Annotated in this window: 13 protein-coding genes; 6 read left to right on the top strand and 7 right to left on the bottom strand. The window is 73.8% G+C overall.

Going from position 1 to position 17115, the window contains the following annotated elements; translation table 11 throughout:
- The first annotated feature begins 174 nt into the window (after positions 1-174).
- The 3 genes from QQM72_RS05165 to QQM72_RS05155 all read left to right on the top strand — a co-directional run bounded on the left by QQM72_RS05165 (position 175) and on the right by QQM72_RS05155 (position 5168).
- Entirely contained in the window at positions 175-801 is a 627-nt protein-coding gene (locus tag QQM72_RS05165) for a YigZ family protein (RefSeq protein WP_314219560.1), read from the top strand.
- Positions 802-984: 183 nt separating this feature from the next.
- Entirely contained in the window at positions 985-2148 is a 1164-nt protein-coding gene (locus QQM72_RS05160) for an exonuclease SbcCD subunit D (RefSeq protein ID WP_314219559.1), read from the top strand.
- Complete coding sequence (locus QQM72_RS05155; RefSeq protein WP_314219558.1) at positions 2145-5168, top strand: SMC family ATPase; 3024 nt, start codon at positions 2145-2147, stop codon at positions 5166-5168. The genes QQM72_RS05160 and QQM72_RS05155 overlap by 4 nt, the downstream gene beginning before the upstream one ends.
- Here the strand turns inward: QQM72_RS05155 and QQM72_RS05150 are convergent.
- A complete protein-coding gene (locus QQM72_RS05150; RefSeq protein WP_054240409.1) occupies positions 5129-5575 on the bottom strand; it encodes an Lrp/AsnC family transcriptional regulator in 447 nt (148 codons plus the stop codon). The genes QQM72_RS05155 and QQM72_RS05150 overlap by 40 nt on opposite strands.
- A gap of 139 nt (positions 5576-5714) precedes the next feature.
- On the opposite strand from QQM72_RS05150, the gene QQM72_RS05145 reads away from it, so the two are divergent.
- On the top strand, positions 5715-6266 hold the full coding sequence (locus tag QQM72_RS05145) for a rhodanese-like domain-containing protein (protein ID WP_314219557.1): 552 nt from the start codon (positions 5715-5717) through the stop codon (positions 6264-6266).
- A 58-nt stretch (positions 6267-6324) separates the two neighbouring features.
- On the opposite strand, the gene QQM72_RS05140 is transcribed toward QQM72_RS05145, so the two are convergent.
- Positions 6325-8016 carry a DUF885 domain-containing protein gene (locus QQM72_RS05140; RefSeq protein WP_314219556.1) on the bottom strand — a complete coding sequence of 564 codons (1692 nt, stop codon included), beginning with the start codon at positions 8014-8016 and terminating at the stop codon, positions 6325-6327.
- Positions 8017-8049: 33 nt separating this feature from the next.
- On the bottom strand, positions 8050-8541 hold the full coding sequence (locus tag QQM72_RS05135; protein ID WP_054240412.1) for an Lrp/AsnC family transcriptional regulator: 492 nt from the start codon (positions 8539-8541) through the stop codon (positions 8050-8052).
- 60 nt (positions 8542-8601) lie between these two features.
- Here QQM72_RS05135 and QQM72_RS05130 point away from each other — a divergent pair, with 60 nt between their 5' ends.
- Positions 8602-9828, top strand: a complete 1227-nt coding sequence (locus tag QQM72_RS05130; RefSeq protein ID WP_314219555.1) for a trans-sulfuration enzyme family protein — start codon at positions 8602-8604, stop codon at positions 9826-9828.
- Positions 9829-9970: 142 nt separating this feature from the next.
- Here the strand turns inward: QQM72_RS05130 and QQM72_RS05125 are convergent, their stop codons facing one another.
- The 3 genes from QQM72_RS05125 to QQM72_RS05110 all read right to left on the bottom strand — a co-directional run bounded on the left by QQM72_RS05125 (position 9971) and on the right by QQM72_RS05110 (position 14535).
- A complete protein-coding gene (locus tag QQM72_RS05125; protein WP_314219654.1) occupies positions 9971-11347 on the bottom strand; it encodes a GNAT family N-acetyltransferase in 1377 nt (458 codons plus the stop codon).
- Between the two features lie 231 nt (positions 11348-11578).
- Complete coding sequence (locus tag QQM72_RS05120; protein ID WP_314219554.1) at positions 11579-13165, bottom strand: alkaline phosphatase D family protein; 1587 nt, start codon at positions 13163-13165, stop codon at positions 11579-11581.
- Between the two features lie 539 nt (positions 13166-13704).
- Entirely contained in the window at positions 13705-14535 is an 831-nt protein-coding gene (locus QQM72_RS05110) for an alpha/beta fold hydrolase (protein WP_314219553.1), read from the bottom strand.
- A gap of 340 nt (positions 14536-14875) precedes the next feature.
- Between QQM72_RS05110 and QQM72_RS05105 the strand changes: the two genes are divergently transcribed.
- A complete protein-coding gene (locus QQM72_RS05105; RefSeq protein WP_314219552.1) occupies positions 14876-15637 on the top strand; it encodes a GntR family transcriptional regulator in 762 nt (253 codons plus the stop codon).
- A gap of 132 nt (positions 15638-15769) precedes the next feature.
- Here QQM72_RS05105 and QQM72_RS05100 read toward each other — a convergent pair whose 3' ends face one another.
- Entirely contained in the window at positions 15770-16927 is a 1158-nt protein-coding gene (locus QQM72_RS05100) for an ROK family transcriptional regulator (RefSeq protein ID WP_314219551.1), read from the bottom strand.
- Positions 16928-17115 lie beyond the last annotated feature (188 nt).

The following is a 17115-nucleotide window of genomic DNA, read 5'->3' as shown; positions in this document are numbered from 1 at the left end:
GACCGGGAGGACGCCGGACCCGCGCCGCTCCCCTTCAACCGGGTGCCGGTCATGCTGCGCGCTCCCTGCGATCGGTCGGGCCACGTTCCACGGTCACCACCCCCGGCCGTCCCGCACATCGTCACCCGACCCTCCGGCGACGGCGACTGCGCGATCACCGCTTAGGCTGGCCGGATGCAGGACGAGTACCGCACGGTCGCCCACGCGGGCGTGCACGAGACCGAGGTCAACCGCTCCCGCTTCCTGTGCGCCCTCGCCCCCGCGGCCAGCGAGCGGGAGGCCCAGGAGTTCATCGCGTCCGTCCGCAAGGAGCACGCCGACGCCACTCACAACTGCTGGGCGTACGTCATCGGCGCTGACGCCTCCGTCCAGAAGGCGAGCGACGACGGTGAACCCGGCGGCACGGCGGGCGTCCCGATGCTCCAGATGCTGCTGCGCCGCGACATGCGGTACGTCGTCGCCGTCGTCACCCGTTACTACGGCGGGGTCAAGCTCGGCGCGGGCGGCCTCATCCGGGCCTACGGCGGCGCGGTCGGCGAGGCCCTCGACACCCTCGGCACCCTCACCCGTCGCCGCTTCCGGCTGGCCACGGTGACCGTGGACCACCAGCGCGCGGGCAAGGTCCAGAACGACCTGCACTCGACGGGCCGCGCGGTACGCGACGTCCGCTACGGCGAGGAGGTCACCATCGAGATCGGCCTGCCGGACGCCGACGTGGACGCCTTCCGCGCCTGGCTCGCGGACGCGACGGCGGGGACTGCGGGATTCGAGCTGGGCGGGGAGGCCTACGGGGACGCGTGAGGCGTCCGCCCCCGACGCGCGGCGCCGACGCCGGACGCCGGACGTCGGACCCGGCGACTCGTGACGCGTTGAGTGAACCGGTGGGTGAAATGTCCGTAACAGCCACTTGTGTCGGTCGTCGTGACGGTGCGATACGGGAGTAACCGCCCGTGATGTCAGACCCGGCCGTTAGTCTCGGGGATCATGAGGCTCCTGCACACTTCCGACTGGCATCTCGGCCGGGCGTTCCACCGGGTGAACATGCTCGGCGCCCAGGCCGAGTTCATCGGTCACCTCGTCGCGACCGTGCGTGAGCGCGAGGTCGACGCGGTGGTCGTGTCGGGAGACGTGTACGACCGCGCGGTGCCCCCGCTCGCCGCCGTCGAACTGTTCGACGACGCGCTGCACCGGCTCGCCGGCCTCGGAGTGCCCACGGTGATGATCTCCGGGAACCACGACTCGGCCCGCCGGCTCGGCGTCGGAGCCGGACTGATCGGGCGGGCCGGTATCCATCTGCGCACCGACCCGGCCGCCGCCGGGACGCCCGTGGTGCTCGCCGACGCCCATGGGGACGTGGCGTTCTACGGCCTGCCCTATCTCGAACCCGCCCTGGTGAAGGACGAGTTCGGCGTGCAGAAGGCCGGCCACGAGACCGTGCTGGCCGCCGCGATGGACCGGGTCCGCGCCGACCTCGCCGCACGCGCGCGCGGGACGCGTTCCGTCGTCCTCGCCCATGCCTTCGTCACCGGCGGCGAGCCCAGCGACAGCGAGCGGGACATCACCGTCGGCGGGGTCGCCTCGGTGCCCGCCGGGGTCTTCGACGGCGTCGACTACACCGCGCTGGGGCACCTGCACGGCTGCCAGACCATCACCGAGCGCGTGCGCTACTCCGGCTCCCCGCTGCCGTACTCCTTCTCGGAGAGCGAGCACCGCAAGACCATGTGGCTCGTCGACCTCGGCCCCGAAGGGGAGGTCGACGCCGAGCGGATCGACTGTCCGGTGCCGCGCGCGCTGGCCCGGGTCCGCGGCCCGCTGGAGAAACTGCTCGCCGACCCCGCCCTCACGCGTCACGAGGAGGCGTGGGTCGAGGCGACGCTCACCGACGCCGCCCGCCCGGCCGACCCCATGGCCCGGCTCACCCAGCGCTTCCCGCACACGCTCAGCCTCGTCTTCGCCCCCGAGCGCGCGCCCGACGACCCCGACGTGTCGTACGCCCGGCGCCTCGCCGACCGCAGCGACCAGGAGATCGCCGAGGACTTCGTGGCCCATGTGCGCGGGGCCGGCCCCGACACGCGTGAGCAGGGCGTGCTGCGGGACGCCTTCGACGCGGTGCGCGCGGACGACGTGGTACGGGAGGTGGCGCGGTGAGGCTGCACCGGCTCGACCTGACGGCCTTCGGCCCCTTCGGCGATCCTCAGAGCGTCGACTTCGACGAGCTCTCCGCCGCCGGAATCTTCCTGCTGCACGGGCCGACGGGCGCCGGCAAGACCTCCGTCCTGGACGCCGTCTGCTACGCGCTGTACGGCTCCGTACCCGGCGCCCGGCAGAGCGGCCAGGGCCTGACCCTGCGCAGCGACCACGCGGCGCCCGGCACCCGCACCGAGGTCACCCTCGAACTCACCGTCGCGGGACGCCGCCTCGAGGTCACCCGGCAGCCGCCCTGGGAGCGGCCCAAGAAGCGCGGCACGGGCACGACGGTCGAGAAGGCGCAGAGCTGGCTGCGCGAGTACGACGCGGTCGCCGGCGCCTGGAAGGACCTCAGCCGTTCCCACCAGGAGATCGGCGAGGAGATCACCCGGCTGCTCGGTATGAGCCGCGAGCAGTTCTGCCAGGTCGTGCTGCTGCCCCAGGGCGACTTCGCCCGTTTCCTGCGGGCCGACGCCGAGGCGCGCGGCCGGCTCCTCGGCCGCCTCTTCGACACCCGGCGGTTCGCCGAGGTCGAGAAGCGGCTCGTCGAGCGCCGCCGCACCACCGAGGCACGCGTGCGTGAGGGCGACTCCGCCCTGCTCGCCGACGCCCACCGGATGCAGCAGGTCGCCGGGGACGCCATGGAGCTGCCCGAGCTCGCCCCGGGAGACCCGGGGCTCGCCGAGGCGGTGCTGGCCGCCGCCGCCGTCGCTCGCAGCACCTCGCGTGAGCTGCTGACGACCGCCCACTGCGGCCGCCTCGCCGCCGAGTCCGCGCAGGCCGCCGCCGAGCGCGCCCTGGAGGACGTACGCGAACGGGCCCGGCTCCAGCGGCGGTTCGCCGACGCGCGCGAGCGGTCCGCCGTGCTTCAGGAGCGGGCGGGCGACCACCGGGACGCGCAGGCGCGGATGGAGCGGGCGCGCAAGGCCGAGTCGGTGGCGCCCGCGCTGGAGCTGCGCGAGGCCGCCGACGCCGAGCACACCGGCGCCTCCGCGCGCGCGGCACGCGCGCGGGACCTGCTGCCGCGGCGGTTCGCGGACGCCGGAGCCGCCGGGCTGGCCGCCGCGGCCCGCCGGGCCGCCGAGGAACTGGGCGGGCTGGAGTCGGCCCGCCGAGGCGAGCGACGGCTGGCCGGCCTCGTCGCCGAGCGGGCCGACCTGGACCGGCGGGAGCGCGACGACGAGGACGTCCTGACCGAGACCGAGGCCTGGCTCGCGGACTGGGAGGCGGTCCGCGCGGGTCTGCGGGCCCGCGTCGAGGCCGCCCAGGAGGCCGCCGCCCGCGCCGAACAGCTCGACGGCCGGCGCGAGCCCCTGCAGCGGCGCCTGAAGGCGGCCCGGCTGCGCGACGAACTGGCCCGCGACCTGGAGGCCGCCCAGCGCAAGGCCCTCGCCTCCGGCGAGCAGGCGCAGACGGCCCGCGCACACTGGCTCGACCTCAAGGAACAGCGCCTGAACGGCATCGCCGCCGAACTGGCCGCGACCCTCGCCGACGGGACGCCGTGCGCCGTATGCGGCGCCACCGAGCACCCCGCGCCCGCCCGCAAGGTCGCGGGGCACGTCGACCGTGAGACCGAGGAACGGGCGCTCACCGCCTCCCGGCGCGCGGAGGAACGGCACGCCCAGGACGAACGCGAGCTCGGCCTCGTACGAGAGGCGCTCGCCGCCGCGACCGCCGAGGCGGGCGACACCCCGACGGACCGGCTCGCCGCCGAGGCCCGGGAGGGGGAGGAGAGTTACGCGCAGGCGCGCCGGGAAGCCTCCGCGCTGCACCCCGCGCGGGAGGAGCTGCGCCAGGCCGAGCAGGAGCACGAGCGCCGTACGGCTGCGCAGCGCGAGGCCGCGGTGCGGACCGCGTCCCGGGTGGGCCACCGGGAGCGCCTGGAGCGCGAGCGCGCCGCCCTGGAGGAGGAGCTGACGCAGGCCCGGGGGGCCGCGGAGAGCGTCGCCGCGCGGGCCGCCGAACTGGAGGGGCTGGCGGCACGGCTCACCGAAGCGGCCGACTCCGCCCGTGTCGCCGAGGGGAGCGCCGAGCGTCTCAAGGCAGCCGACGGGCGCCTCGACGAAGCCGCGTTCCGGGCCGGCTTCGACACCCCGCGGGCCGCCGCCGAGGCCCTCCTCGACGACGCCGCCCACCGTGAGCTGCAGCGGCGGCTGGACGCCCGGCAGACCGAGGAGGCCGCCGTACGGGCCGTCCTCGCCGAACCCGAGACCGTGGCGGCGGCCCAGCTGCCGCCCGCCGACCTCGCGGCCGCGCAGCAGTCGGCGGCCGCCGCGGCCGAGCGGCTGCGCACGGCCGCCTCCGCCCAGGACGCCGCCGCCCGCCGCTGTGCCGAACTCGACCAGCTCTCCGCGCGCGCGGACGAGGGTGTGCGTCGGCTCGGGCCGCTGCGCGAGGAGTACGACCGGGTGGCCAGGCTGGCCGGTCTCACCGCCGGCACCTCCGCCGACAACGAGCGCAAGATGCGCCTGGAGGCGTACGTCCTGGCCGCCCGTCTGGAGCAGGTGGCCGCCGCCGCGACCGTCCGTCTCCAGCGCATGTCCTCGGGGCGCTACACCCTGGTGCACTCCGACGACCGCGCAGGGCGCGGCCGCAGCGGGCTCGGGCTGCACGTCGTCGACGCCTGGACCGGGCGCGAGCGGGACACGGCCACGCTGTCGGGCGGCGAGACCTTCTTCGCCTCGCTCGCCCTCGCCCTCGGTCTCGCCGACGTCGTGACCGACGAGGCGGGCGGGGTCCGCCTCGACACCCTCTTCATCGACGAAGGGTTCGGCAGCCTCGACGACCAGACCCTCGACGAGGTCCTCGACGTCCTCGACTCGCTGCGCGAACGCGACCGCAGCGTCGGCATCGTCAGCCATGTCGCCGATCTGCGGCGGCGGATCCACGCCCAGCTGGAGGTCGTCAAGGGGAGATCGGGGTCACTGGTTCGGCAGCGGGGCTACCGGCCCAGTGGGCGCCTGGGGAGCGGCGACGAATAGACGACGCTGGTCGTCACCGACCCCAGCGCGCCGATCTTGCCCGACACCTCTTCGAGGTGCCGCATCGAACGCGCGGTGACCTTGATCACGAAGCAGTCGTCGCCCGTCACATGGTGTGCCTCGAGGATCTCGGGCGTGACCGCCACCAGGTCGTGGAACGGCTTGTAGTTGCCGTTGGGGTAGCGCAGTCGCACGAAGGCCAGGATCGGCAGCCCCAGCCGCTCGGGGTCCACCACGGCCGCGTACCCCTGGATCACGCCAGCCTCCTCCAGCCGCCGAACCCGCTCGGTGACGGCGCTCGCCGACATCGCCACGGCACGTGCCAGGTCGGCGAAACTGGCCCGGCCCTCGCGCTGGAGGACCTCGAGAATGCGCCAGTCGGTGGCGTCCGGGGAATACGCGGTCATGAGGGAGGAATAGCAGGGAAATCCCCGGCCGGGCAAGGTTCGGGCCGGGGAATGCCCCTTCAGGGAGAGGGATCACCGGTCGTAGATTTCTGGTCATCGAAAGCAGTGACCAGCCGGAACCCCACGGAAGGGCCCCGCGATGACCCCCATGACCCCGCTCACCGCCACGACCGGCACGGCCGCCACGACCACGGTCAACCCCGTCCTGCGTGTCGCCCCCGCGGCCCCGGCCGAGGCCGCCGCGCACTTCCGGGCGAGCCTCGCCTTCCACGCCGACGTCTCCGACGTGGCGGCGGCCCTCGCCGCAGGTGGTGACCCCGGCTTCGTCGTCCTGGACTCCCGCTCCACCGAGTCCTGGGACCAGGGCCACATACCGGGCGCCGTCCACCTGCCCACCGCGCTCATCGCCGAGCAGGCCGCGCGGCTCCTCGACCCGGACGTGCCGGTCGTCACGTACTGCTGGGGGCCCGGCTGCAACGGCGCCACCCGCGCCGCCCTCGCGCTCGCCGAACTCGGCTACCGGGTCAAGGAGATGCTCGGCGGCTTCGAGTACTGGGCGCGTGAGGGCCTCGCGTACGACACCCGGGAGGGCGGCGGGCGGCGCGCCGCCGATCCTCCCCCTCGCTCGAACAGGACTCGCGCGGTGGGACCCCCATCGGCGCCCGTCGACGCCGAGAACTGCGGCTGCTGACCGCCCGTTCGGGGCCGGGCGCGGCGGCATTCCGCCACGCACGGCCCCGAACCGTGTCTCAGAGCTGTGCCAGCTCGTCCACCAGGTCGTCCAGGCCCAGCGAGCCCTGCGAAAGGGCCGCCATGTGCCAGGACTTGAGGTCGAAGGCGTCGCCGTGGCGCTCGCGGGCCTTCTCCCGGCCCAGCAGCCAGGCCCGTTCGCCGAGCTTGTAGCCGATCGCCTGGCCGGGGATGGTCAGATAGCGGGTCAGCTCGCTCTCCACGAAGTCCGCCGGGCGGCTGCTGTGCCCGCCGAAGAACTCCTCGGCCAGCTCAGGGGTCCAGCGCTCGCCGGGGTGGAAGGGGGAGTCCGCCGGGATCTCCAGCTCCAGGTGCATGCCGATGTCGACGATGACCCGCACCGCCCGCATCATCTGCGCGTCCAGGTAACCGAGCCGCTGCTCCGCGTCGGTGAGGAAACCGAGTTCGTCCATCAGCCGTTCCGCGTACAGCGCCCAGCCCTCGACGTTGGCGCTGACGAGCCCCACGGAGGCCTGGTAGCGGGAGAGGTCCGCGGCGATGTGCGCCCACTGCGCCAGCTGGAGGTGGTGACCGGGGACGCCCTCGTGGTACCAGGTCGAGACGAGGTCGTAGACCGGGAAGCGGGTCTGCCCCATCGTCGGCAGCCAGGTGCGGCCCGGCCGTGAGAAGTCCTCCGTCGGGGGCGTGTAGTACGGGGCGGCCGCGCCGCCGGGCGGGGCGATCCGCGACTCCACCTTCCGTACCCGGTCGGCGAGTTCGAAGTGCGTGCCGTCGAGCTTCTCGATCGCCTGGTCCATCAGGGCCTGGAGCCAGTCGCGGACCTCGTCGACGCCCTCGATGTGCTTGCCGTGCTCGTCGAGATGGGCCAGAGCCGCCCAGGGGGTCTCCGCGCCCGGCAGGATCTTCTCGGCCTCCTTCTTCATCTCGGCGAGCAGCCGGTGGTACTCCGCCCAGCCGTACGCGTACGCCTCGTCGAGGTCGAGATCGGTTCCGTTGAAGTACCGCGACGCGCGCGCGTACCGCTCCCGGCCGACGGTGTTCGGCGCGTTCTCGATCGTCGGCGCGTACACGTCGCGCATCCAGTCCCGCAGCTCCACGACGGCCGCGGTCGCCGTCCGGGCGGCCTCGTCCAGCTCCGCGCGCAGCGCGTCGGGACCGGTGGACACGAAGTCCTCGAACCAGCCCCGGCCTTCGCCGTCCGTGTCCGACCACTCGGTGAGCTGTCCGACGAAGGTGGCGGTCGGCCGCGGCGCCGCGTACAGCTTGCGTTCCAGACCCAGCGCGAGGGACTCCCGGTAGCCCGCGAGGGCCGCCGGCACCCCGCGCAGCCGCTCGGCGACCGCCGCCCAGTCCGCGTCGGTCTGCGTGGGCGTGACGGTGAACACCTCGCGCACTTGATGCGCGGGGGTCGCCATGTTGCCGACGATGCGCAGTCCCTCGTGGGTCTCGAGCACACCGAGTTCGGCGGTCAGACGCTCGCGCAGCAGGCGCGCGCACCGGCGCTCGATGTCACTTTCCGCTCCGGGCCTCCGCTCCGCCTCGTCGAGCCTGGCCAGGGTGTCCCGCGCGAGCTGCGCGAGCGCCTCCAGGCCGACGGGCGAGTAGTCGGGCAGACGGCTCGAACTCTCCTGCACGCCGAGGTAGGTACCGGTCACCGGGTCGAGGGCGATGAGGTCGCCGACATACGCGTCGGCGACCTCGCGGGGAAGCGGGCTGCTGGTCTGTGACATGGGCTCCATCCTCGTACGAGGCGGTGGCGCACGTCACGCCGTTTGTCCCGAAGTCGTCGGCGGCAGCAGCGGCCCGCACTCCCACTGCTGGAAGATCAGCCGCGTCTCGACCCGGGCCACCTCCCGCTGCGAGGTGAACTCGTCCAGCACCAGGCGCTGCAGATCCGCCATGTCCGCGACGGCGACATGGACGAGATAGTCGTCCGGCCCGGTGAGGTGGAAGACGGTGAGTGCCTCCGGCAGCCCCCGGATCCGCTCCACGAAGGGCCCCACCAGCTCCCGCCGGTGCGGCCTGACCTGTACGGACAGCAGTGCCTGGAGGCCACGCCCCAGTTTGGCCGGATCGAGCCGCAGCTGATGACCGAGGATCACGCCCGAGCGGCGCAGCCGCGTCACCCGGTCCAGACAGGTCGACGGCGCGACCCCGACCTGCGCCGCGAGGTCGCGGTAGGTGGTCCGGGCGTCGTTCTGGAGCAGCCGCAGCAGCTGGAGATCGACCGGATCCAGTACGACGGATTCAGCCATGGGCCGAACGTAGCACGGTGTTCGACCACAGGACCCCGTTCGATGTTCACCCTGCGGTCCATGGACTCAGCCTCAGCGAGCACGCACGCGTACGACGACGTACGCCGACCCGCGTCGAGAGCGCCCCGCGCACTGGCCACCGAGGCCGTGCACGCCGGGCGGGACGACCTGGCCCGCCAGGGCCTGCACGCCCCGCCGATCGACCTGTCCACCACCTACCCCTCGTTCGACAGCCGCGGCGAGGCCGCCCGCATCGACGCGTTCGCCACGACGGGCGCGGAGCCGGAGGGACCGCCCGTCTACGGCCGGCTGGGCAACCCGACCGTCGCCCGTTTCGAGACGGCCCTCGCCCGCCTGGAAGGCACCGAGAGCGCGGTCGCGTTCGCCAGCGGGATGGCGGCGCTCAGCGCGGTGCTGCTCGCGCGCTCCGCGACGGGGCTGCGGCACGTCGTCGCCGTGCGCCCTCTCTACGGGTGCAGCGACCACCTGCTGACCGCCGGGCTGCTCGGCTCGGAGGTCACCTGGACCGACCCGGCCGGGATCGCCGACGCGCTGCGCCCGGACACCGGTCTCGTCATGGTGGAGTCGCCGGCCAACCCGACGCTCGCCGAGGTCGACCTGCGGGCCGTCGCCCACGCCTGCGGCTCGGTCCCGCTGCTCGCGGACAACACCTTCGCGACGCCCGTGCTCCAGCGCCCCGCCGAGCGGGGCGCGCGGCTCGTCCTGCACAGCGCCACCAAGTACCTGGGCGGACACGGGGACGTGCTGGGGGGCGTGGTCGCCTGCGACGAGGAGTTCGCCGGGCGGCTTCGGCAGATACGGTTCGCCACCGGCGGCGTCCTGCATCCGCTGGCCGGCTATCTGCTGTTGCGGGGACTGTCGACGCTCCCGGTGCGGGTGCGGGCCGCTTCCGCGACCGCCGCCGACCTGGCCCGGCGGCTGGCCGCCGACCCGCGGGTGGCCCGTGTGCACTATCCGCGGATCGGCGGCGCGATGATCGCCTTCGAGGTCCACGGCGACCCGCACGAGGTGATCGCGGGGGTCCGTCTGATCACCCCGGCCGTCAGCCTCGGCAGCGTCGACACCCTCATCCAGCACCCGGCGTCCATCAGCCATCGCATCGTGGACGCGCATGAACGCCGGGGCGCGGGCGTGAGCGACCGGCTGCTGCGGCTCTCGGTCGGCCTGGAGGACGTCGAGGACCTGTGGGACGACCTGCGAGGGGCACTCGGCGCGGCGGACGCCGCGGCCGCGGACCCGGCGGGGCGCGGAGCCGCCGTCGTGTGACCGTAGGCGCGAACTCGTAGGGGCGATCCGGGGTACCGAGATTCGCGTACGGCGATGCGTGTGCGGCGAACCGTACGCGGACGGCCCGGCGGTGTGGTCGCACCGCCGGGCCGCGTGGTGAACCGTGACTCGGTCGCGTGACTCAGTCGCGTGCGACGCGCCCGTCGAACCGCCCTGAGCCGGCCCGCGCCCGGGTCGCCGCGCCGTCCAGACGTGCGGTGATGACCAGGGTGCCTTCCTCGATCTGGTAGTCGAGGGGAAGGTCGAGGCCGCGCATGGCGGCGACCATGCCGGTGTTGGAGGCCTGCGTCACGGCGTAGACGCTCTCGCAGCCCGCCTCGACGGCCATGGCCACCAGCCGGCCGAGCAGTTCGGCGCCGATGCCGCGTCGCTGCCACTGGTCCTCGATCAGCAGGGCGACCTCGGTCTCGTCGCCGTCCCACAGCAGGTGGCCGAGGCCGACGACGCGCCCCGACGGGGTCTGCACGGCGAGGGTGCGGCCGAAGCGGGGGCTGAGCAGGTGCCTGAGGTAGCGGTCGGCGTCGCCGACGGGCCCGTGGTAGCGCATCCCGAGCGTGCGCGAGGAGCAGCGGTCGTGCATCGCCTTCGCCGCCGCCAGGTCACCGGGATCGGCCCGGCGCACGGTGATGGCGTTGCCCTCGGGCAGCGTCAGCACGTCCTGGCCGCGCGGCACCCGCGGGCCGAGCCGGGCGTCCAGCTCCACCAGTGCACGCGCGCGGGCGAACTCGGTCGGGGTGAACGGCAGATACGGCCGCTCCACGGTGATCACTCCGCCTTCCGGCGCCCGCAGGCGCATCACGGTGTCCTCCAGTACGCCCTCCACGGGCACGCCCTCCTGCCCGCGGCCGCTGCCGCCCGGCGCGGCGGGGAGTGAGCGGATCGTGCAGCGGCCCAGCAACTGGCGTAGCGCCAAGGGTAGTTCAGCCGCGTCGAGGGCGGTGCGGGTGGCCAGGCCGAGGACCCGGGTCGGCGCGTCCACCAGGTCGTGGGCGTCGGCCCGTTCGATCCAGGTGCCGCTGCCGCCCGCCACTGCCACGGCCCGGGTGATCTCGGCAGCCGCCAGGGCGCCCGGGGCGCGCAGCAGGAACTCGTCCACGGTCTCCTCGCCCAGCGGGTGCGTCTGGAGGCTGAGGATGTCCACCCGGTGGCCGGCGAGCGCCGCGCAGAGCGCGGCAAGCGACCCCGGGGCGTCCTTCACCGTCGTCCGCATCCGCCACAGGGCACTCTCCTCGGTGACCTGGGAGGGGAGTTCGGACGGCCCGGCCTGCGGCTCCTCGGAGCGCGGCCGGGCGTCGGTATCGCCCGTGGGGGGCGCGTGACCGTGGCGTCGTGCCCACCAGGTGTGGAAACCGGCCGTGGCGACGAGCAAGGCCGCGGAGACGGCCAGCAGCGCCGGACCGTCGGGGCCGTGGCCCACCAGGTTCGCCACCCCGTCGGCCACCGCGACCGCTGTGAACAGCGCGGCGAGTTCCACCACGTCCCGTCGCCAGTGGTGCACAGGGCGTCCGCGTTTCGCACGCGTCACATCAGACATGTCTCGAGTCATGCGGCCACTGTGGAGGAACGGTGTTGCGTGATCACGAACGGTTTGTGACTGATGGGTAAAGGTTACCAATGCCCGTTTTGTTAATTCTTCTACGATCACGCCGGGTACGGGGTGTCACGACTGTGCCGCGCACCGGGGGATGACGCCGGTGCGCGGCACGTGTCCGAGGGTACGGGACGCCGACTACTGGCCGACCCGTCCCGGCTGGAGCACCTGTGTGAACAGCACGGTCCCGTCCTGCTCGCGCAGACGCACCGTCAGCTCCCCGCTGTCGCCGTCGATGTCGACCCCGCCGAAGAACTGGTAGCCGCCGGCGGGCGACACGTTCGACGCCGTCGGCGCCTTCACGAACACCCGCTCCGGACCGAAGGTGCTGTCCAGCGCGCTGGCCGGGAAGGCACCCGCGTTGAGCGGTCCGGAGACGAACTCCCAGAACGGCTCGAAGTCGCCGAACGCGGCCCGCGAGGGCTGGTAGTGCTGAGCGGAGGTGTGGTGGACGTCGGCCGTCAGCCACACCGTGCCGGTGATCCGGCGGTGCTTGATGTACCGCAGCAGCTCGGCGATCTGGAGCTCACGGCCCAGCGGCACGCCCGGGTCGCCCTGCGCGACGGCCTCGATGTTCGCCCTGCCCTCGGTGGCGTCGGGCACCACCAGGCCGAGCGGCATGTCGGCGGCGATCACCTTCCACACCGCACGCGACCGGGACAGCTCCCGCTTCAGCCACTCCAGCTGCTCGGCGCCGAGGATGCCCTGCGGGTCCGCCGTCTGGTCGTCCGGCGAGTTGGCGTTGCGGTACGTCCGCATGTCCAGCACGAACACGTCCAGCAGCGGCCCGTGGCGCACGACCCGGTGGACCCGGCCCTCCTTCGCGCCCGGACGCAGGGCCGAGATCGGGAAGTACTCGCCGAACGCCCGCCGGGCGTGCCCCGCGAGCACGTCGACGCTCTTCTCCGTGTACCGGGCGTCGGAGTCGGCGATCACCTCGCCGGGGTACCAGTTGTTGCGGACCTCGTGGTCGTCCCACTGGATGACGGACGGCACCTGGGCGTTGAAGCGGCGCAGGTTCTCGTCGAGCAGGTTGTAGCGGAAGTTGCCGCGGAACTCGGCGAGCGTCTCGGCGACCTTGGACTTCTCCTCGGTGACGACGTTCCGCCAGAGGGTGCCGTCGGGCAGTGCCTGGGTCGCCGTGATCGGGCCGTCGGCGTAGATGTTGTCCCCGCTGCACAGGAAGAAGTCGGGGTCGAGCTTCGCCATCGCGTCGTAGATGCGGTAACCGCCCAGCTCGGGGTTGATGCCCCAGCCCTGGCCCGCGAGGTCTCCGGACCACAGGAAGCGCACCCCGCGCCGACGCCCCGGGGACACGGTGCGGAAGGTGCCGGTCACCGGCTCCCCGGTGCGCCGCGGGTCGTCCGGGTCGGCGAGGAGCACGCGGTAGTGGATCTGCTCGCCGGCGGGCAGCCCGTGCAGCCGGGTGGTGCCGGTGAAGTCCGTGCCGGCGCCGAGCAGCGGACCGTGCCATCGGCGGGCGCCCCGGAACGACTCCGTGGCCGCGGTCTCGACGACCATCCGGGCCGGACGGTCGGAGCGCACCCACACCAGGCCGGAGTCGGAGGTCACGTCCCCGGCCTGCACACCCCAACCCGCCTCGGGCCGCCCGGACAGCGCGAAAGCGGGCGCCGCGCCGACGGCGGCGGGCAGGGTCAGGGCGGCGGAAGCGGCGAGCGAGCCGCGCAGGACGCTGCGGCGCCCGGGAAACGGACTGGGTGACATGGAAGGGCCTCCAGGGGCGGGAACCGGCCGGTGTGCACAGCCACAACTACTGGTGCGCCGCAGCGCACACGGAAACCACAAGTGAACAACTGGCCGCGCGCACCCGGGATGCGACGCGCACGGCCCGCGTCACCCGCCCGCGTCACCGGCCCGCGTCTCCCGCCGTGCCACGTGCCCGCGACGGCCTGAGCCGTCAGCCGTACGCCGTCCCGCGTGCGCGCGGGCGACATCTGCGCGTGGCCGAGGACGAGACGGAGGTACGTGTCCCGCAGGGCACGCGCGTGTGCGTGCTCCGCCGACGCGCGCACCTCGACGCCCGCCGCGGCCGTCAGCGCGAGGAACCGTTCCCGCGGCCCGTACCGCCCTGGGGACTCGGCGATGACATGCAGCCCCGCCGCGAACCCGGACACCCGTGCCCCGGGGAAGTGCTCCCTTGGCGCGCCCACCGGTCCCTACGGCCCCGCCCAGGGTGTGGGGAGCGCCCTTGCCGGGGACGGAGTCGCCCTGGGGGCCGGGGTGTCGCGACGCGCCCCAGGACGTCAGCGGCTGCCGTCGAGGATCACGCGCGCGACCAGCGCCGGGTCGTCGTTCATCGGGCAGTGACCGCAGCCGGGCAGTCGCACCAGACGCGCGGCGGGGATGACGCGCTTGGCCCGGACGCCCTGGCGGCGCACGAGCAGCCAGTCGCGGGTGCCCCAGCCGAGCGTGACCGGGATGCCGGGGAGGTCGTCGGTGAACCGGACGGTGGCGCCGGCCCGCAGGGTCTGGTCGAACCCGGTGGCCCGGGCCAGGGCCAGCGTCTCGGCGACCACGGCCTCGGGGGAACGCCGGCTCGGGCGGGCGTAGATGGTGCTGGTGAGGGCCGTACGTCCGGCGGCCGTGCTCGCCATCCGCTCGACGAGGGGCAGCGGCATCCGGCGCGAGATCTGCCGCATGGTGAGCAGGACGCCGAAGGCGTAGCGCCGCTCGGCCTGCGACCAGAACCCGGCGGGCGACAGCGCGGTGACGGACCGTACGAGCTTCTCCCGGCCGAGTTCCAGGGCGAGCAGTCCGCCGAGGGAGTTGCCCGCGACATGGGGTCGGTCGAGCTCCAGCGCCGCGCAGAAGGCGCCGAACACGGCGGCCGTGGTGGAAAGGTCGTAGGCCAGTCCGTCCGGCAGGGGCGGGGACACGCCGAAGCCGGGCAGGTCCACGGCGATGACCTCGCGCTCGGCGGCCAGGATGTCCACCACCGGGTCCCAGGCCTGCCGGTGGTGGCCGATGCCGTGCAGCAGGAGCAGCGGCTCGCCCCGGCCCACGCGCGCGTAGGAGACGGTGACGGGCAGCGGGCCACTGGGGGAGGGGACCGTGAAGGAGACGGTGGCGGACATGGGGAGCTCCTCGACTGGACGGGCCGTGGACCGGCCGGCGGACGCCGTAGACAGCTTGTCAGCAATGGCTACCGACGGGTAGCCCCTGGGGTGAACCGCACGACCCTCCTCCTCGGGTGCGGCATTCACCGAGCGGACCTTGCCGGAGTGTCACGAAAACGCGCCCGTGCGAACGCGCCGTGAACGCTTGTCTGTCGGACACCTGTCGTCCTCGAGAGGGACCGAGGATTGGTCTTGACCAAGGGTGGGGGCCGCCCTATGGTCGCAGAGAAGTACAACAACCTTTAATAAACAAGGGCGCGAAAAGTGCCGCCGGACCACGGCGATTGCGGAGGACAGGGTGGGGACCACGCAGCTGGAATCGGTACCGGAACCGAAGTACTGGCATCTCAAGACCGTACTCAGCGAGGCACTCGACTCGGAATTCACCGTGGGCGAGATCCTGCCCAACGAGCGTGACCTGGCCGCCCGCTTCGGCGTCGCCCGCGCCACGCTCCGTCAGGCACTGGAGCAGCTCGAACTGGAGGGCCGCCTCCAGCGCCGCCGTGGTGTCGGCACCACCGTCGCCCCGCCGCGGATGGGCGTCGCCGTCGGCAACGACCAGCAGGTCTGGCCGGGCACGGGCGACGACGCCTGGCAGGCCGTCGACTGCACGCTCGCGGCTCCGCCCGCGGTCGTCGCCACCGCCCTGGAGACCGCGCGCGACCAGGCCGTGCACATCGTGCGCCGCTCACGCGTCTCGCACGGCCAGCCCGTCGCCGCCGAACTGCTCTACGTCCCCGTGGCGTCGGTGCCCGACCTCACCGCGATCGACACCCCCTCCGAGGCGGCACGCGCGCGTGCGGTGCTGCGCGAGCTCCAGCGCCTGGAACTGGAGGGCCAGGACCGCGCCGTGGAGCTGGGCTCGGCCCGCGCGGACGACGCCCGGGAACTCGACCGCCTCCCCGGCGCCCCCGTCCTCGTCGTCACCACCCGCTTCTTCGCCGGGGGACGCACCGCGGCGCTCTCCGTCGCCACCTACCGCGCGGACACCTGCCGACTGACGTTCGGCGCCTCCGGCGGCGTGGAGATACACCACGGCCCGGAGCGCCAGGCCTCCTGAACACCCCGTCCCCGCGGGCCGGACACGGCAGGTTCCCTGAACAGCCTGCACCCGGCCCACCGGGCGGACACCCCGCCCCGCCGCGCCCCGGAACTCCACCGGGGCGCGGCGCGTTTCACCGGTGACGGCCCGTCACCGCCGCGCCGTCACCGTCCCCTCGACCGCGAACAGCTGCTCCTCGACATGGTCGAGGGCGAGCCGCAGCGCCCCTGTCGCCACCGCCGCCTCACCGAGCAGCGACAGAGCCACCTTCGGCGGGCGCAGACAGTAGCGCGCCAACTCGTTGCGCAGCGGCTCCAGCACACCGTCCAGACCGGCCGCCCAGCCGCCCACCACGACCAGCTCCGGATCGAGCGCCAGGACCAGCGCGGCCACGTCGTGGACGAGCCGCTGGATGAAGCGGTTCACCGCGGCCCGGGCCTGCTTGTCGCCCTCGCGGGCCTGCGCGAACACCTCCGCGACCGCCTGCTCGTCCAGCGGATGCAGCGGCTCGTCCGTCATGGACAGCAGCGTCTCCGGCGTCACCTCCCGGCCCAGCAGGTGCAGCGCGCCGATCTCCCCGGCCGCCCCGCCGTACCCCCGGTGCAGCCGGCCCCCGATCAGCGAGCCGGCACCCGGGCTCAGCCCGGCCAGCACGAAGACGACGTCGTCGGACTCGGTGGCCGACCCTTTCCAGTGCTCGGCCACGGCGGCCGCGTTGGCGTCGTTCTCCACCAGCACCGGGCACTTGAAGGAACGGCTCAGCCGCTCGCCCAGCCGCAGCCCCGTCCACTCGGGCAGCGCGGTGCCGAGCCGTACCGTCCCGTCCGCCTCCACGATCCCGGGCGTGCCGACCCCGACCGCCCGCAGCGAGCTGCGCGGGACGCCCGCCCGGCGCAGCAGCTCGGCGACGGCCGTACGCAGCCGCTCCAGCCGTTCGTCCGCCGGTGCCGCCTCGTCGACCTCCTTGGCCTGCGCGCCCAGTATCCGGCCGTCCAGGTCGGCCAGCAGCGCGGCCACCCGGTGCGAGCCGATCTCCAGCCCCAGCAGATGCCCGGCCTCCGCCCGGAACCGGAACCGCCGCGCGGGCCGCCCCTGCCGCCGGGCGACACTCTCGTCGGCCGCCTTCTCGACGACGAGCCCCGCGCCGATGAGATCCTCGACGACCCCCTCGACGGTCGGCCGGGACAGGCCCGTCACGCGGGTGATCTCCGTGAGCGTCGCGCAGTCCGCGGCACGCAGCGCGTGCAGCACCACCGCGGAATTGATCCTTCGCAGCAGCGAGGGATCCCCGCCGGTCAGCTGCCCCAACGTCCGTCCTTCCAGCTCGTGCGCGTGTTGGGCGGATCGTACTCGGCGGGACGTACCCCGGCGAGTAAGGAATCCGTACCGATATCCACCGGCGCGCGCTCACCTCGGCGCGACGAACCCCGACTCGTACGCCGTGATCACCGTCTGCGTCCGGTTGCGTGCCCCGAGCTTCGCCGGCACCGCCCCGG

The sequence above is a fragment of the Streptomyces zaehneri genome (assembly GCF_032248645.1).
Taxonomy (GTDB): Bacteria; Actinomycetota; Actinomycetes; order Streptomycetales; family Streptomycetaceae; genus Streptomyces; species Streptomyces coriariae.
This window is presented reverse-complemented; position numbering and strand designations above follow the sequence as displayed.

What these genes read in the sequence shown, in the direction of transcription:
- QQM72_RS05120 (WP_314219554.1), bottom strand. Translation starts at nt 13,165, where the DNA reads ATGTCACCCAGTCCGTTTCCCGGGCGCCGCAGCGTCCTGCGCGGCTCG.
- QQM72_RS05165 (WP_314219560.1), top strand. Translation starts at nt 175, where the DNA reads ATGCAGGACGAGTACCGCACGGTCGCCCACGCGGGCGTGCACGAGACC.
- QQM72_RS05135 (WP_054240412.1), bottom strand. Translation starts at nt 8,541, where the DNA reads ATGGCTGAATCCGTCGTACTGGATCCGGTCGATCTCCAGCTGCTGCGG.
- QQM72_RS05110 (WP_314219553.1), bottom strand. Translation starts at nt 14,535, where the DNA reads ATGTCCGCCACCGTCTCCTTCACGGTCCCCTCCCCCAGTGGCCCGCTG.
- QQM72_RS05150 (WP_054240409.1), bottom strand. Translation starts at nt 5,575, where the DNA reads ATGACCGCGTATTCCCCGGACGCCACCGACTGGCGCATTCTCGAGGTC.
- QQM72_RS05145 (WP_314219557.1), top strand. Translation starts at nt 5,715, where the DNA reads ATGACCCCCATGACCCCGCTCACCGCCACGACCGGCACGGCCGCCACG.
- QQM72_RS05130 (WP_314219555.1), top strand. Translation starts at nt 8,602, where the DNA reads ATGGACTCAGCCTCAGCGAGCACGCACGCGTACGACGACGTACGCCGA.
- QQM72_RS05160 (WP_314219559.1), top strand. Translation starts at nt 985, where the DNA reads ATGAGGCTCCTGCACACTTCCGACTGGCATCTCGGCCGGGCGTTCCAC.
- QQM72_RS05140 (WP_314219556.1), bottom strand. Translation starts at nt 8,016, where the DNA reads ATGTCACAGACCAGCAGCCCGCTTCCCCGCGAGGTCGCCGACGCGTAT.